This window comes from Nocardiopsis sp. NPDC057823, from assembly GCF_042797335.1.
GTDB classification, from domain to species: Bacteria; Actinomycetota; Actinomycetes; order Streptosporangiales; family Streptosporangiaceae; genus Nocardiopsis; species Nocardiopsis changdeensis.
This window is the reverse complement of record NZ_JBHVLR010000013.1, coordinates 104,942-119,371: the sequence shown is the minus strand read 5'-3', so window position 1 is coordinate 119,371 and position 14,430 is coordinate 104,942. Positions and strand designations below refer to the sequence as shown.

Annotated in this window: 14 protein-coding genes; 8 read left to right on the top strand and 6 right to left on the bottom strand. The window is 74.7% G+C overall.

The genetic code is table 11. The annotated features are described in order from the left end of the window. Window positions 1–34: 34 nt before the first annotated feature. Window positions 35–670, bottom strand: a complete 636-nt coding sequence (locus tag ACFVNO_RS20885; RefSeq protein WP_220559476.1) for a GNAT family N-acetyltransferase — start codon at window positions 668–670, stop codon at window positions 35–37. A gap of 14 nt (window positions 671–684) precedes the next feature. Next, window positions 685–1,320 carry a TetR/AcrR family transcriptional regulator gene (locus ACFVNO_RS20880; protein WP_255646369.1) on the bottom strand — a complete coding sequence of 212 codons (636 nt, stop codon included), beginning with the start codon at window positions 1,318–1,320 and terminating at the stop codon, window positions 685–687. Between the two features lie 118 nt (window positions 1,321–1,438). On the opposite strand from ACFVNO_RS20880, the gene ACFVNO_RS20875 reads away from it, so the two are divergent. Beyond that, window positions 1,439–2,269 (top strand): AraC family transcriptional regulator, encoded by an 831-nt coding sequence (locus ACFVNO_RS20875; RefSeq protein WP_220559477.1) that lies wholly within the window; start codon window positions 1,439–1,441, stop codon window positions 2,267–2,269. Here ACFVNO_RS20875 and ACFVNO_RS20870 read toward each other — a convergent pair. Then, window positions 2,244–2,708, bottom strand: coding sequence for a DUF2000 domain-containing protein (locus ACFVNO_RS20870; RefSeq protein ID WP_220559478.1), 465 nt, complete (start codon window positions 2,706–2,708; stop codon window positions 2,244–2,246). The two genes, ACFVNO_RS20875 and ACFVNO_RS20870, sit on opposite strands and share 26 nt — an antisense overlap. 173 nt (window positions 2,709–2,881) lie before the next feature. Here ACFVNO_RS20870 and ACFVNO_RS20865 point away from each other — a divergent pair, with 173 nt between their 5' ends. From ACFVNO_RS20865 to ACFVNO_RS20850, 4 genes are read left to right on the top strand one after another with little or no spacing between them, the layout of a single operon-like run. Beyond that, window positions 2,882–3,592 (top strand): ABC transporter ATP-binding protein, encoded by a 711-nt coding sequence (locus ACFVNO_RS20865; RefSeq protein WP_355262074.1) that lies wholly within the window; start codon window positions 2,882–2,884, stop codon window positions 3,590–3,592. Further along, entirely contained in the window at window positions 3,589–6,126 is a 2,538-nt protein-coding gene (locus tag ACFVNO_RS20860; RefSeq protein WP_378894897.1) for an ABC transporter permease, read from the top strand. Before ACFVNO_RS20865 ends, ACFVNO_RS20860 begins: the two co-directional genes overlap by 4 nt. Window positions 6,127–6,168: 42 nt before the next feature. Next, entirely contained in the window at window positions 6,169–7,008 is an 840-nt protein-coding gene (locus tag ACFVNO_RS20855) for a protein phosphatase 2C domain-containing protein (protein WP_355262068.1), read from the top strand. Then, on the top strand, window positions 7,005–7,499 hold the full coding sequence (locus ACFVNO_RS20850) for a hypothetical protein (RefSeq protein WP_355262065.1): 495 nt from the start codon (window positions 7,005–7,007) through the stop codon (window positions 7,497–7,499). Before ACFVNO_RS20855 ends, ACFVNO_RS20850 begins: the two co-directional genes overlap by 4 nt. A gap of 25 nt (window positions 7,500–7,524) precedes the next feature. Here the strand turns inward: ACFVNO_RS20850 and ACFVNO_RS20845 are convergent, their stop codons facing one another. Next, the gene (locus ACFVNO_RS20845; protein WP_355262063.1) at window positions 7,525–8,013 is read right to left on the bottom strand and encodes a hypothetical protein; all 489 of its coding nucleotides are present in this window, start codon (window positions 8,011–8,013) and stop codon (window positions 7,525–7,527) included. Window positions 8,014–8,191: 178 nt separating this feature from the next. Further along, window positions 8,192–9,340, bottom strand: a complete 1,149-nt coding sequence (locus ACFVNO_RS20840; RefSeq protein WP_378894892.1) for an LPXTG cell wall anchor domain-containing protein — start codon at window positions 9,338–9,340, stop codon at window positions 8,192–8,194. A gap of 583 nt (window positions 9,341–9,923) precedes the next feature. Here ACFVNO_RS20840 and ACFVNO_RS20835 point away from each other — a divergent pair. Then, window positions 9,924–10,355 carry a Fur family transcriptional regulator gene (locus ACFVNO_RS20835; RefSeq protein ID WP_220559484.1) on the top strand — a complete coding sequence of 144 codons (432 nt, stop codon included), beginning with the start codon at window positions 9,924–9,926 and terminating at the stop codon, window positions 10,353–10,355. Window positions 10,356–10,395: 40 nt separating this feature from the next. After that, window positions 10,396–12,621: a catalase/peroxidase HPI gene (katG, locus tag ACFVNO_RS20830; protein WP_355262057.1), complete on the top strand. Its 2,226-nt coding sequence runs from the start codon at window positions 10,396–10,398 to the stop codon at window positions 12,619–12,621. 131 nt (window positions 12,622–12,752) lie between these two features. Here katG and ACFVNO_RS20825 read toward each other — a convergent pair whose 3' ends face one another. Continuing rightward, entirely contained in the window at window positions 12,753–13,436 is a 684-nt protein-coding gene (locus ACFVNO_RS20825; protein ID WP_378894888.1) for a hypothetical protein, read from the bottom strand. A gap of 268 nt (window positions 13,437–13,704) precedes the next feature. Here ACFVNO_RS20825 and ACFVNO_RS20820 point away from each other — a divergent pair, with 268 nt between their 5' ends. Beyond that, window positions 13,705–14,430, top strand: coding sequence for a CPBP family intramembrane glutamic endopeptidase (locus tag ACFVNO_RS20820; protein ID WP_355262054.1), 726 nt, complete (start codon window positions 13,705–13,707; stop codon window positions 14,428–14,430).

The following is a 14,430-nucleotide window of genomic DNA, read 5'->3' as shown; positions in this document are numbered from 1 at the left end:
GCCCCCGGGCCGCGCGCCGCTCCGGGCCCGGGGCTCAGTCCCGCTGGGCGGGGTGCTCCTGCACCAGGCGCATGGACACGTATTCCTTGATGCCGCTGAACCCGGCGTAGGGGGCCCTGCGCCGCCGGTACTCCCGGAACCCGAGCCGCCGGTAGAGCCCCAGCGCGGCCTCGTTGTTCCCGGCGATGTCCTCCAGCACGTACTCGTCGTATCCGGGCAGGGCGAGCAGGTGCAGCAGGACCGCCTTGGCCGCCCCCCGCCCCCGGTGCCGCAGTGACGAGGCCACGAACCCGATCTCGGCCTTGCCCTCCCGCGGTTCCCGCACGGCCCCCTGGAACTGGCTGCGGAACACCCGGTCGGCGATGGTCCCCCGGACCGCGCCCAGGTGCCGCCGCAGGGTCCTCGCGTCGGGTTCGACGCACTCCTCGTCGTCCACGGTGAGCGAGGCCAGTCCCGCCGGCTCGCCGTCGACCAGGGCTACGTAGAACCGCTCCGGCACCAACATGTGCGCGATGGCGTCGGCCAGGACCTCCGGGTCCTTCGAGAAGGCGGCCAGGTCCGGCCCGAACCCGTCCACGAACACCCGCGCGACCTCCCGCCGGCGCGTCTCGCCCAGCGCGTCGGCGCGCACCACCTCGATCATCCCGGCCCTCTCCGCCCCACCTGTCATCGGTGTCCGTCCTCTCATCGGTGTCCGTCCTCCTCGAGCAGCGGGGCCAGTACCACGGCGGCGCTCGGAACGGCGAACCCGTCGCCCACGGCGGAGCGCATCGTCACCAATCCGCCCAGGGTGGCGAAGAAGCAGGTCGCCAGCTCGTCCGCCGGGCCGCGGCGGAACCCGCCCTCCGCCCGGCCGCGCTCGATGAGCTCCACCGTCGCCCGGAGCAGCGCGGTGTTCCCCTCGACCAGGTCCCGGACCGCGGGCGGTGCCCCCTCCGGTCCGCCGTGTCCGGCGGTCCCGTGGGTGAACGCCTGGTTCATGAGCAGGTAGAAGTCCACGAACTCCGCGTCGCCGGCCAGGTCCCGCAGGAACCCCTCGCAGAAGGCGCGCAGCAGCTCCGCGGGGGAGCCGGGGCCGCGCAGCCGTGCGGCGGTGGCGTTCAGCCCGGCCGCGGCCTCTCCGACCAGGTCGCCGTACAGCTCCTCCTTGGTGGCGAAGTGCCGGTAGACCAGGCCGGTGCTCATGCCCGCCTCGGCCGCGATCCTCCGCATGTTCACCGTCGCGTACCCGTGGCGCGCGAAGAGGCGCATCGCCGTTCCCCGGATCCGCTCGCGTGTGGCGGCCCGCATGGCCTCGTTCTGCTCCGGACTGCGCGGCACGGCCCCTCGTCTCCCCGATTTTTCAATGAACAATTGTTCATTCTATTCGGGGCTCTCCAGAGCGCAAGGGCTCCCCCTCCCGGGACCGGGACCCCCGGCCCGGGCGTACGCTGCGGACATGGACGCGCACGCCGACACCCTGGTCGCCAGGCCGAACGTGCCGGGCGTCGTCGAGGTCTTCCACACCCACATGCTCGGGCACGCCTACCCGATGCACACCCACGACACCTGGGCGCTGCTCATCATCGACTCCGGGCTGGTCCGCTACGACCTGGGACGGCACGAGCACGGCGCCCTGGAGCGCACCGTCACCCTGCTGCCCCCGCACGTCCCGCACAACGGCACCCCCGCCTCGGCGCAGGGGCTGCGCAAACGCGTCGTCTACCTGGAACCCGCCCGGATCGGCGCCGACCTGGTGGGCCGCTCCGTCGACCGCCCCGCCCTGGACGACGCGGTGCTGCGGCGGCGCATCCACGCCCTGCACCGGGCCCTGCTCGAACCCGGCGGGGAACTGGAGGCCGAGAGCCGCCTGGCGTTCGTCACCGAACGCCTGCGCGGCCACCTGCTGGGCGACCCCGAGCCCCCGCCGCCCGTCGACCGCTCGGCGCTGGCCGGGCGGCTGCGCGACCTGCTGGACTCCCGGGTGGTGGAGGGGGTCTCGCTCGACGAGGCCGCCGCCGTCCTGCACGCCCACCCCGCGCACCTGGTACGGGCCTTCGGCCGCAGGTTCGGCCTGCCCCCGCACCGCTACCTGGTGGGGCGCCGGGTGGACCTGGCCCGCCGCCTGATCCTCCAGGGGCGGAGCCCGGCCGCCGCTGCCGCCGCGGCCGGGTTCCACGACCAGGCGCACCTGCACCGGCACTTCACGCGCGTCCTGGGGCTGTCCCCGGGCCGCTTCGCCCGGGCGCTGCGCGCGGACCCGGTCAGCGGTGCATCCGGGCGCCCTTGACGACCTTGTCCACGGCGTTCCTCGGCCCGTACACCGCCATCCCGACCAGGTCCAGGGAGTCACGGGCGACCGCCCGCACCGCCGCCCGGTTGTCCCGGTCGTTGCCGGTGGCGAACAGGTCGGAGGTGAACACGGCGACGGCCAGGCCCCGGGACACGGCCCTCGCGTGGGCCCGGGTGAGGACCTCCTTCTCCCCCTCGAACACCAGCACCGGCTGGCGGAACATGGGGAGGTAAACGGTGCCGTCGCCGTCCTCGTAGGGCTCGCCGACCACGTCGGGCTCACGGGTCCCCAGTCCGCTGACCAGGAACGAGGTCACGTTCAGCCGCTGCCATACGGCGAGGTCCCCGCGCAGGAGTACGGCGATCTTGGTGTCGAAGCGCGCGGGCGCGCCGACGGCCTCGGCGCCGGCGTCCGCGGGTCGTCCGGTGTTCTGCATGACCCCCATGCTCGGGTCCGGCCCGCCCCCCGGTCTTGTACGTTCTTCACCTCTGCCGGCCCGGAGGTGGGGCGGGCCCCACCCCGGGGCCTCGCCCCGGCCCCCGTGACCGGACCCCGCCGGTCCGCTTGCATGGCGTACGGACACATCCGGCAGGGGAGAGGCGGAACGGCGTGCTGAGCCTTCGAGGACTGACCAGGACCTACCGGCGCGGGAGCGTCCCCGTGCCCGCCCTGCGCGGGGTCGACGCGGACTTCGGCCCCGGCGGGTTCACCGCGATCATGGGCCCTTCCGGCTCCGGAAAGAGCACCCTCCTGCACTGCGCCGCCGGGCTGGACCGCCCGGACGGGGGACAGGTGCTGCTCGGCGGCCGCGACCTCGCCCGGATGCCGGAACGCGACCTCACCCGGCTGCGCGCGGGGGCGTTCGGGTTCGTGTTCCAGGACTTCAACCTGCTCCCCTCCCTCACCGCCCGGGAGAACGTCGAGCTCACCGCGCGACTGTCCGGGCGGCCCCCGGACGCCTCCCGCCGCGACGCCCTCGCGGACCTGCTGGACCTGCGCGACCGCCTCGACCACCGGCCCGCGGAGCTGTCCGGCGGCCAGTGCCAGCGGGTGGCGCTGCTCCGCGCCCTGGTGCACCGGCCCGACGTGCTGTTCGCCGACGAGCCCACCGGGGCCCTGGACACCCGCTCCGGCGGCCGGGTCCTGGACGCCCTGCGGCACGCGGTCGACCACGACGGGCGCACCGTCGTCATGGTCACCCACGACCCGGCCGCGGCCGCCCGCGCCGACCGTGTGCTGTTCCTGCGGGACGGCCTCATCGTCGACACCCTCACCGCGCCGACCCCGGCGGCGGTCCTGGACCGGATGGGGGCGCGGTGATCCGCTTCGTGCTGCGCGGGCTGCGGGAGCGGTGGCGCACCCTCGCCCTATCGGTCCTCACCCTGGCGCTGGGCGCCGCGCTGACCACGGCGGCCCTGGTCCTCCAGGCCTCCGCCGAACACGCCGCGGGCACCGTATGGCTGCCCACCGCCGCCCCGGTCGTGGTGGCCGCCGAACCGGCGGACGACCGCCTGGCCGCCACGCCCTCGGCCGAACCCGCCCGCCTGTCCGGGGACGCGGTGGACACCCTGAGTGCTCTGCCGGGGGTGCGCGCGGCCGCCGCCCAGGCGCCCTTCGCCGCCTACGTCATCGCCGACGGCCCGGACGGCGCCGACGATGCGGGCGACGCGGACACCGCGGGAGCCCCGGGCGGGACCGTCCTGGGCGGACAGGCCGACCGGTCCCACGGGTTCGCCTGGGACCCGGGACTGGAAACGGAGAGGGGGCGCGGCCCCGCCCGTGCGGGGGAGGCGGCGGTGGACGCCCGGACCGCCGCCGACGCCGGGATCGGCGTGGGCGACCGGGTGCGCGTCCTCACCGACGGCGGCGTCTCCGAGGCCACCGTCACCGGGGTGGTCGCGGGTCCGCCCGGCGGCCGCGCCGTGTTCTTCGCCGCCACGGCGGGCCCCGGCCCGGAGGAGCCGCGGGTTCCCACCGCGGTGGCCCTGTACCCGGACGACGGCGTGGACGCCGCCGCACTCGCCGCCGCCGTCACCGGACAGGTGCCCGGGGTGCGGGTGCTCACCGGGGCGGACCGGAGCACCGCGTTCACCGTCGACCGGACCGACCGCGAACTGTCCACCGGCATGGGCCGCTTCTTCGGCACCACCGCCGTCCTCACCCTGGCAGTCGCCGCGGTCGTCACCACCGGACTGCTCACCACGGCGATGCGCGCCCGCGGCCGGGAGTTCGCGCTGCTGCGCCTGGCCGGCGCCTCCCCGGGGGCCGTCCGCCGCATCGTGTGGGGGGAGGCGCTGGCCCTGGGCGCCGCGGCCGCCGTGCTCGCACCGCCCCTGGGGCTGCTCGGCGCCGCGGCCCTGACCCGGGCCTTCACCGCGACCGGGGTGCTGCCCGCCGGGTTCGAGACCGTGGTCGGCCCCGGGGCGGTCGCGGCCGGCCCTCTGGTGGCACTGGCCGCGTCCCTGGCGGCGGCGGTGCGCCCGGCCCGCGCCGCCGGGCGCACCGCCCCGATCGAGGCGGTGCGGGAGGCCGCCGCCGAGGACCCGGACCGGGTGCGCGGGCGTGTCGTCTGGGGCGCCCTGTCCCTGACCGCCGCCGCCGTGCTGCTCGGGCTCACCGCCGCCACCGCCGGGACCCGGGAGTCGGTACTGGCGGCGTCCGCGGCCGCGATCGCCCTGGTCCCGGCCGCCGCCCTCCTCGTCCCCGTCGGCCTGGCCCGGGCCCTGCGCCGCCTGCGGCCGCGCGCCGCGGTGCCCTTCCTCGTCGCACGCGAGGCCGCGGCGGCCCCGCGCCGGGTCACCGGTGTGCTGACCCCCCTGCTGGTGACGACCCTGGTCGGACTACTGCTCCTCCTCCAGCCGCCCACCCTGGCCCAGGCCCGCGCCCACTCCTACGGGGACCGCCTGGCCGCCGACCTGGTGGTATCAGGGCCGGTCGGGGTCGGCCTGCCCGCGGGCACGGTCGGGGCGGCCGCCGCCGTCCCGGGGGTCGCCGCGGCGGGCGGGTTCCGCCAGACGGTCGTGATCGGCGAGCGCGTGTCGGCGCCCGCCCACATCGTCACCCCGGAGGCCGTCGGCGACCTCTACCGCCTCGACCCCGAACAGGGGTCGTGGGACCGCTTCGACGACGGCGGTATCGCCCTGAGCGCCGGCCTGGCCGCCGCCGAGGGCTGGGAGGCCGGCGACACCGCCGAACTCCACGGCCCCGACGGGGAACCGGTCCGGGCCCGGGTCGACGTCGTGTACCGGGCCGGCCTGGACTTCCCCGACGTGCTGCTGCCCCGCGCGGCTCTGGCCGAGCGCATGGTCGACCCCCTGGAGAGCGCCGTCCACGTGCGCCTGGAACCCGGCGCAGACCCGGCCGGGACGGCCCGCCTGCTCCGCGAGGCGGTGGCCGACGTGCCCGGGGTCGAGGTCTCCGACCGCGCCGGCCACCTGGCCGACCTGGCGGCGCTCGCCGAGGAGGACGGCTGGATCACCTACCTGATGGTCGCCGTCGTGGCCGGGCTGGCCGGTGTCGGCGCGATCGCCACGCTGGCGGTGTCAGCCTCGGCCCGCGGCCGGGACTTCGCGCTGCTGCGCCTGGCCGGCGCCACCCGCGGCCGGGTGGCGGCGGTGGTCGCGGGCGAGGCGCTGGCGGTGTCGGCCGCGGCCCTGGCGGCGGGGACCGCGGTCGCCCTGGTCAGCCTGGCCGCCATGGCGCACGCGTTCACCGGCGGCTTCGCCCTCCCGGCCGTGCCCCCCGACCGCTACGCCGCCGTCGCCCTGCTGGTCCCGGCCGTGGGCCTGCTCGCGAGCCTGGTCCCCGCCCTGACCGCCCTGCGCGCCCGTCCGCTCCGGGCCGCCGCGGCCTGAGCGCCCGCCGGGGCGGGGCGCCTCTGCCAGAATGCGGGGCAGATGAACGAGCACACGGACTGCCCCCGGTGCGGCGGCGCACCCGCCCCGGACGGCCGCTGCTGGGAGTGCGGCGCCGACCTCTCCGACCTCCTCGGCCACAGCCGGGCCGACGCCGGCGGCGCGGCCGGGTACGGCGAACGCGGCCCCGGCCGCCGGACCAACGCCGACGCCCTGGCCCTGCGCACGGCCGGGGGGTGGACCGTCGGCGCCGTCTGCGACGGCGTCTCCATGGCGCCCCGCGCCGAGCGGGCGGCCCGGATCGCCGCGGAGGTCACCGTCCGGGAACTGGCCCGAGCCCTGGCGGCGGGCGCCATTCCGGAGGACGCGCTCACCGGCGCCACCGCCCGGGCCGGCCGCGCCGTCGCGGCCCTGGCCGCCCCCGGCGGCCCGGACCGGGACCCCCTCGCGGCCGGGTCCCTCGCGCCCTCCTGCACCCAGGTCGCCTGCGTCGTCGGCGAACGCGGCCTGTGGGTGTCCTGGGTCGGCGACAGCCGCGCCTACTGGCTGCCCGACTCCGGCACCGGGATGCTCCTCACCGAGGACGACACCGGCGAGCACGACGCCCTCGTCGCCTGGCTGGGCGCCGACGCCGCCGACCCCGTTCCGCGTGTCCGCAGCCACCGGCCCCCGGGGCCGGGTCGGCTGCTGCTGTGCACCGACGGGCTGTGGCGGCACCTGCCCGCCCCCGACGACCTGCGCGCGGTCGCGGGAGGCGCCGGTCCGCGGGGCGCGGCCACCGCGGCGGACACCGCCCGCGCCCTGGTCCGGCACGTCCTGGGGGCCGGGGGCCGCGACGACGCCACCGCACTGCTCGTCCCCGTGCCGGCGGGGCACCGGTGACGGCCGGGATGTACGAGGTCCTCGTCGAGGGCCCGGTGACCCCGGAGCGGGCGCGCGCGTTGTGCGCCCGACACCTGGGCGTGCCCGTGTACACCGATGAGGAGCTGGCGGCCCTGCCCGCCCTCCCCGAGCGGTACGGGCTCTTCGAGGCCGCTCCGGACCCGGCCGCCGGGGGCACCCTGGTCTCCTGCTCCGTCACCCACGCCCGGCTGCCCGAATGGCGGTTCGCCGCCCGGGTCGCCCGCGGGACCGGATACCGCTGCCGGGTCCCCGACGACACCGCCAACCCCTTCCGGTGGCTGCTGGCCCGGCCCGACGGCCGGGTCCGTCCGGCGCACCTCACGGAGGAAGAGGACGGGACCGTCGCGTTCGGCGTCCACCACCTGTGCTGTTCCGCCTGTGCCCACTGCGCGGCCGAACCCCTCTGCCGCACCTCCCGCCACCCGCCCGACACCCTCCTGGTCGACCTCCCGGGGCATTCCGGCGGCTGAGCGAAGGCACGGGACGGCGCCCCGGTCACCGGATCCGGCGGTACACCAGGTCGAAGTCCTTCTCCCAGCCGCCGTCCCCGTGCGCGATCTCCCAGGCGCCGTCGATGACATTCCCGTCCGCCGAGAAGGTGCCGGTGAACCGCTGCCGGAAGTCGAGCGGTGAGAAGTCCGCCTCCTCCCGCAGCAGGGTCCACACCCCGTCGGCGAACCCCATCGAGTACAGGCGCACCACGCCCCGGGAGTCGAAGTAGTGCTGCGTGTAGGTCCCCGCCTCCCTCCCCGGCGCGACGACCATCAGGCCGTCGGGCGCCTCGGGTATCGAGACCTCGCTGCGCTGGACCAGGAACCTCCCGTCCAGGTCCCACTCGAACCGGCTGCGCGCCACGACCCGCTCCCCGCCGGGACCGGCCCCGCCGGGGCGCCCGGCGGCGAAGCGGGGCTCCAGGTCCCACTCGCCGATGAAGACGTCCAGGCGCGCCAGCGCCTCCGGCCTGGTTCCTCCTGCTGTTCCCATACCGGTTCCCTTCCCTCTCCGCGGGTCCCCTCCCGCGGCGGCCGCCGCCCGCCGCGGTCCGTCACCCGTACCGACCGCTGCCGGCGCCGGAACTCATCGCCCCCGCCCGGCCCCCGCCTCCCCGGAGAACGGCGGGGCCCCGGGAGCCGCTGCTCCCGGGGCCCCGCCACCGCGCGGATCAGGCCGCGGCGTCCTGCTTCTTCTTGCGACGCGCCAGGTAGGCGGCCGCGCCGCCGCCGAGCGCGATCGCCGTACCCGCGGCGATCAGGCCGACGACCGGGCTGCCGGTGCGGGGCAGGGCGTCGGTGGAGCGGTCCACGGGCGCGGAGGGCTTGCCCTCGGAGGCCTCGCCGTCGCCGTCCTCACCGCCGGAACCGCCCTCCTCGGAGCCGTTCCCGTTCTCCCCGCCCTCGGAGCCCTCCTCGCCGCCGCCGTTGTCGACCGTGGGCTCGAAGGGGGAGCCGACCCAGGTCTGCCCCAGCGGGTAGGTGACGGCCAGCCCCTGCTCGGGGAACTCCACGACCATCTCCACGAAGTGCGCGGCACCCCACAGGTACTCGCCCTGGTAGCGGTCCTCCCAGAGGACCTCCTCGGTGGAGAAGGAGATCTCGGCGCCGTACTCGTTCACGGAGAAGGACGTCTCGCCCTCGTCGAACTCGTACACCGGGCCGCCGGCCCAGGACTGCTGGAGCCGCAGCCAGACGCCGGTGAAGTCGGCGTCCAGCACGATGTCGTCACCCGCGGAGACCGGTGTGGCGGTGTCCTCGTCGAGTTCGACGACCGCGGCGACGCCGTCGCCCTCGGTGGCCGGGGCCTCCTCGACGATCCCTTCCTCAGGGGCGCCGGGGGAGGGGGTGACGGCGGGCTCCTCGGTCTCCTCGGGCTCTTCGGTGGCCTCCGGGGAGGGGCTCGGCGCTTCGGTCTCCGGCGCGGGGGACTCGTCCACGCCCTCGGAGTCGGCGGGGGCGGTGGAGTCGTCGACCCCGGCGAGCATCTCCTCGACGTCGGACTCGGTGAGCTGGATGCCCAGCTCCTCGAACCGCACCCACGAGCGGAGGATGTCCTGGTCCACGTCCACCAGGACCGAGGTGATGCCCACGGCCCAGATGTCGCCGTCGTGCAGGTAGTCCCGGACGCCGCCGACATCGCCGCCGCGCGGACCGAAGTGTCCGACCGCTCCGCGGTCGTTGATGGCCGACTCCGCGAACCCGTTCGGGTCCTCGTCGGCGGCGGCGGGGGCGGCCCAGGTCAGGCTCAGGGCCCCCAGGGCGGCGAACACGGCCCCGGCGCGGAGCGCGCGCCGTGCGTTCGGGGTGCTGGTCTTCACGTGTGTCCTCGGGGATGGGATCCGCTGCGGCGGACCGGCCCCTGACCGCGGCTGCCGTCCGGGACGAGCGCGCGGGCGGGGCGATGGGAGATGGGGGAGGGGTGCGCGGGGGCACCCTCTGCCGGGGTACCCGGAAAGGGCTCCGATCGCATGCGAGCCTACGTTCCCAAAGGAACGGAATTCGCAAAGGGGAATCACGAACCGATTGCGATTCATGTGCCCTTTGGGATTTATTCTCGCGATGTGTCCATATCTTCATCTTCCGCCGTAAACCGATTGCGCTCACGGGCGTCGCGCCTTGCGGCGTCGGCGATGCCGGGGGTGCGAGGTGCGGCGGAAGGGTGCTCCGCCGTTCGCCGTTGCGGATTCTCCGGGGGTTCATGTGTCCTTCCGTGTAATCCGCGCCCCGGGGTCGGAGAATGCGTTCCCGGGGTCCCCTTCCGCCCTCCCGCCGCCGTGGGGGCGTCGGCCGCCCTCCGTCGTCCGCGCAGGCCGGAGGGCCCTCCCGGCCGACCCGTGCCCGGCTAAGGTGGATCCATCACATCATTTGACTAGTTCCAGAAAAGGCGGCAGACTGGCGGCCATGCCAACCCCTTCGGATTTCGAGCGCATGCTGCGCGAGTCCGGCCTGCGGGTGACGAGCCCTCGGATGGCAGTGCTGTCCGCCGTGCACGACAACCCGCACGCCGACACGGAGTCGGTCATCGACCTCGTGCGCGGGAACCTCGGCACGGTGTCCGGCCAGGCCGTCTACGACGTGCTCAAGGCGTTGACCGGCGCCGGGCTGCTTCGGCGCATCCAGCCACAGGGCTCCGTGGCCCGTTACGAGACACGGGTCGGGGACAACCACCACCACGTCGTGTGCCGCTCCTGCGGTGCCATAGCCGACGTCGACTGCGCCGTCGGGCACGCACCGTGCCTGACCGCATCGTCCGACCACGGCTTCCGGGTCGACGAGGCCGAGGTCGTCTACTGGGGTGTCTGCCCCGACTGCGCCCGTACACGCGAGTCCTGAAACCAAGAGTTCACCTCTTCCCTGTTCCGGAAGGAAGACGATGTCCGAAAACAACGAGGTAGTCACCCCCACCGCCGAGACCGAGGCGTCCGGCGGCTGCCCCGTCGCGCACGGTCGCGCCCCGCACCCCACCCAGACCGGTGCCAACAGCACCTGGTGGCCCAACCGGCTCAACCTGAAGATCCTCGCCAAGAACCCGGCCGTGGCGAACCCCCTCGGTGAGGGCTTCGACTACGCCGAGGCGTTCAAGGCCCTGGACCTGGACGCCGTGAAGGCGGACATCGCCGAGGTCCTCACCACGTCCCAGGACTGGTGGCCCGCCGACTTCGGCCACTACGGCCCCCTCGTCATCCGCATGTCCTGGCACAGCGCGGGCACCTACCGCCTGTTCGACGGCCGCGGCGGCGGCAGCGCCGGCCAGCAGCGGTTCGCCCCCCTCAACAGCTGGCCCGACAACGCCAACCTGGACAAGGCCCGCCGCCTGCTGTGGCCGGTCAAGAAGAAGTACGGCCAGAACATCTCCTGGGCCGACCTCCTCATCCTCGCGGGCAACGTCGCGCTGGAGTCCATGGGCTTCGAGACCTTCGGCTTCGGCGGCGGCCGCGAGGACGTCTGGGAGGCCGACGAGGACGTCTACTGGGGCCCCGAGACCACCTGGCTCGACGACAAGCGCTACAGCGGCGACCGCGAGCTGGAGAAGCCGCTGGCCGCCGTCCAGATGGGCCTCATCTACGTCAACCCGGAGGGCCCCAACGGCAACCCGGACCCGATCGCCGCGGCCCGCGACATCCGCGACACCTTCGGCCGCATGGGCATGAACGACGAGGAGACCGTCGCCCTCATCGCCGGCGGCCACACCTTCGGCAAGACCCACGGCGCGGGCCCGGCCGACAACGTCGAGGCCGACCCCGAGGCCGCCGGCCTGGAGCAGCAGGGCCTGGGCTGGAAGAACAACTACGGCACCGGCAAGGGCGGCGACACCATCACGTCGGGCCTCGAGGTCACCTGGACCTCCACGCCCGCGCAGTGGAGCCACGGCTTCTTCAAGAACCTGTTCGAGTTCGAGTACGAGCTCACCCAGAGCCCGGCCGGCGCGCACCAGTGGGTCGCCAAGGACGCCGAGGAGATCATCCCCGACGCCCACGACCCGAACAAGAAGCACAAGCCGACCATGCTCACCACCGACCTGTCGCTGCGCTTCGACCCGATCTACGAGCCGATCTCGCGCCGCTTCTACGAGAACCCCGAGGAGTTCGCCGACGCGTTCGCCCGGGCCTGGTACAAGCTGACCCACCGCGACATGGGCCCGAAGTCCCGCTACCTCGGCCCCGAGGTCCCGGAGGAGACCCTGCTCTGGCAGGACCCGCTGCCCGCCCAGGAGGGCGAGGTCATCGGCGAGCCCGAGATCGCGGCCCTCAAGGCGGCCGTCGCCGAGTCCGGCCTGACCGTGTCCCAGCTGGTCAAGACCGCGTGGGCCTCGGCGTCCACCTACCGCGACAGCGACAAGCGCGGCGGTGCCAACGGCGCCCGCGTCCGCCTGGCCCCGCAGATCGACTGGGCGGTCAACAACCCGGTGGAGCTGCGCGAGGTGCTGAGCACCCTCGAGAGCATCGCCGACAAGTTCAACGCCTCCTCCGCGAAGAAGGTGTCGCTCGCCGACCTCATCGTCCTCGCCGGCGGCGTGGGCGTGGAGAAGGCGGCCCAGGCCGCCGGGCAGGACGTCGTCGTGCCGTTCACCCCGGGCCGCGTGGACGCGACCCTGGAGCACACGGACGTCGAGTCCTTCTCCTACCTGCAGCCGGTCGCCGACGGCTTCCGCAACTACTACGGCGAGGGCAACCGCCTCCCCGCCGAGTACCTGCTGATCGACAAGGCGAACCTGCTGGGCCTGAGCGCCCCGGAGACCACCGTCCTGGTCGGCGGCCTGCGCGTGCTGGGCGCCAACTACGACAACTCCGAGGTGGGCGTGTTCACCGACGCGCCGGGCACCCTGACGAACGACTTCTTCGTCAACCTGCTCGACCTGGGGACCACCTGGACCCCGACCGGTGAGAGCTCCGAGACCTCGCAGACGTTCGTCGCCAAGGACGAGTCCGGCGCGGTCAAGTGGACCGGCAGCCGCGTCGACCTGGTGTTCGGCTCCAACTCCGAGCTGCGCGCCCTGGCGGAGGTGTACGCCTCCGACGACGCGAAGAAGAAGTTCGTCGAGGACTTCGTCGCCGCGTGGACCAAGGTGATGGAGCTGGACCGCTTCGACCTGGCCTGATCCGCCACCGGGTCCTGCCCGGAACCGGACCCGGAGCCGGTCCGACCGCCACGGTCGGACCGGCTTCCCCCTTTTCAGGACGTCTCTCCCACCCGTTTCCCGGGCAGTCCTTCACCGCGCCCGCGCCCTCCTCAGGACGGACCCCGGCGACTGAACGCCTCCGACAGTCGGGTCCGGGCACCCTCTCCCACTGAGGAGAGGCTTCCGGGGCTGCGGGTCGAGTAGATCCCGTCGTTGACCAGGACCCCCGTCCCGGTGGTCGTCCAACGCGCCGGGTACTGTCCGCCCCGCTCCAACATCGCGGTGGCGACCGCGCGGGCGTCCTGCATCCCCATACGCTCGTACAGGGCTTGGGCCAGGCGGTGCACGGAGCCGGGCGGCACCCGGTCACCGCCCCACATCGGCAGCAGGAGGAGCAGGCGGGTGTACGGATCGAGCCGGTCGTGCCCCGAGGGGACTCCGTCCGCGGCGGAGAGCAGTTCCTCCCAGCACAATCCCGGCCCGGACCCGTTCCCGGCGCAGAGCCCGAGGGGCTCGGGCTCCTCCCACCGGTCGTGCACCACCTCGTAGGCGGTGTGGCCGTCTCCGTACCCCTCGTTGCGGTACGAGATGCGGATGAGGCAGCCCCCGACGAGGGGCACGGTGAAGGAGGGCCGCCGTGCCCACAGATGGCGTTCGAAGTGCCGGTAGCCGTCGCGACCGAGTCCGGGGCCGTACCACTCCTCGCCGAGCTCGCGCGGAACGCCGAGTTCGAGGTGCAGTACCCAGAAAGCGCGTTTCAGTAGGAACGCTCTGCTCTCTTCACCATCGTCCATGGAGACATCATGGCGACCTCCCCGGTCGCAGGGCCGCTCGGACCTTGAGACCCGGTGGCCGGGGCGGCGGGCCACCCGTGACGCAGCGTCATGGCCGCGACCGGGGAAATGTCATCCCCGGGCGGTGACGCGGCGCCACTGCCGTGCGGGCGCCGCCGGGGATGGAATGGGGGCATGCCCGGGGGACCGCGGGCGAGGGCGCCCGACGCGGCCGGAGCCGCGCGGGCCCGTGGTCCCCGGGGCACCCGACACCGAGGAGGGACCAGCCATGTCCAGCACCCGTTCCGACCACCCAGGACGGCCGGCTCCGGCCGCCGGCGCCGCCCCGCGGCGCCCCGGCTGGCCCGAGGTCATCGCCGGCCTGGCGGCCCTGACCGCGGCCGGCGTCCTGCTCGTGTTCATTCCGTCCGAACCCCTGGGGCCGGTGGCGTTCGGCCTCGTCGTGGCCGCCTGGTCGGGCGTCGCCGGGCTCTTCGGCTTCGCCGTGGCGGCGGCGCTGCGCATCCGCTCCCTGGCCGCCTTCAACGTCCGCCGCACCACGGCGCGCTGGATGCTCATCGGCGCGGCCTGGGGCCTGGCCGCCCTGCTCCTCAAGGGCGGGCTGATCCTCGCCATCACCGCCCTGACCGGGTACGAGGAGAACCCGCAGGGCATGTACTACGACGCCGCGGGCGGCGGCCTGCCCGCCTTCTTCCTGACCGTCCTGTTCCTGGCGGTGCTGACGCCGATCGGCGAGGAGTTCCTCTTCCGCGGCGTCGTCACCACCGCCCTGCTGCGGTACGGGCCCGTCATCGGGTCCCTGGGCGGCTCGGCGGTCTTCGCCGTGTTCCACGGCGTCAACATCATCCTGCCCGCGGCGTTCGTGGTGGGCCTCGTCGCCGCCGAGGTGATGCGCCGCAGCGGGTCGATCTGGCCCGCCGTGGCCGTCCACTCGGTCAACAACCTCGCCCTGCCGCTGCTGGTGCTCCTGACGGGGACCGCCGGGCCGGCCTGA

What these genes read in the sequence shown, in the direction of transcription:
- ACFVNO_RS20885 (WP_220559476.1), bottom strand. Translation starts at nt 670, where the DNA reads ATGACAGGTGGGGCGGAGAGGGCCGGGATGATCGAGGTGGTGCGCGCC.
- ACFVNO_RS20875 (WP_220559477.1), top strand. Translation starts at nt 1,439, where the DNA reads ATGGACGCGCACGCCGACACCCTGGTCGCCAGGCCGAACGTGCCGGGC.
- ACFVNO_RS20870 (WP_220559478.1), bottom strand. Translation starts at nt 2,708, where the DNA reads ATGCAGAACACCGGACGACCCGCGGACGCCGGCGCCGAGGCCGTCGGC.
- ACFVNO_RS20855 (WP_355262068.1), top strand. Translation starts at nt 6,169, where the DNA reads ATGAACGAGCACACGGACTGCCCCCGGTGCGGCGGCGCACCCGCCCCG.
- ACFVNO_RS20845 (WP_355262063.1), bottom strand. Translation starts at nt 8,013, where the DNA reads ATGGGAACAGCAGGAGGAACCAGGCCGGAGGCGCTGGCGCGCCTGGAC.
- ACFVNO_RS20835 (WP_220559484.1), top strand. Translation starts at nt 9,924, where the DNA reads ATGCCAACCCCTTCGGATTTCGAGCGCATGCTGCGCGAGTCCGGCCTG.
- katG (WP_355262057.1), top strand. Translation starts at nt 10,396, where the DNA reads ATGTCCGAAAACAACGAGGTAGTCACCCCCACCGCCGAGACCGAGGCG.
- ACFVNO_RS20825 (WP_378894888.1), bottom strand. Translation starts at nt 13,436, where the DNA reads ATGGACGATGGTGAAGAGAGCAGAGCGTTCCTACTGAAACGCGCTTTC.
- ACFVNO_RS20820 (WP_355262054.1), top strand. Translation starts at nt 13,705, where the DNA reads ATGTCCAGCACCCGTTCCGACCACCCAGGACGGCCGGCTCCGGCCGCC.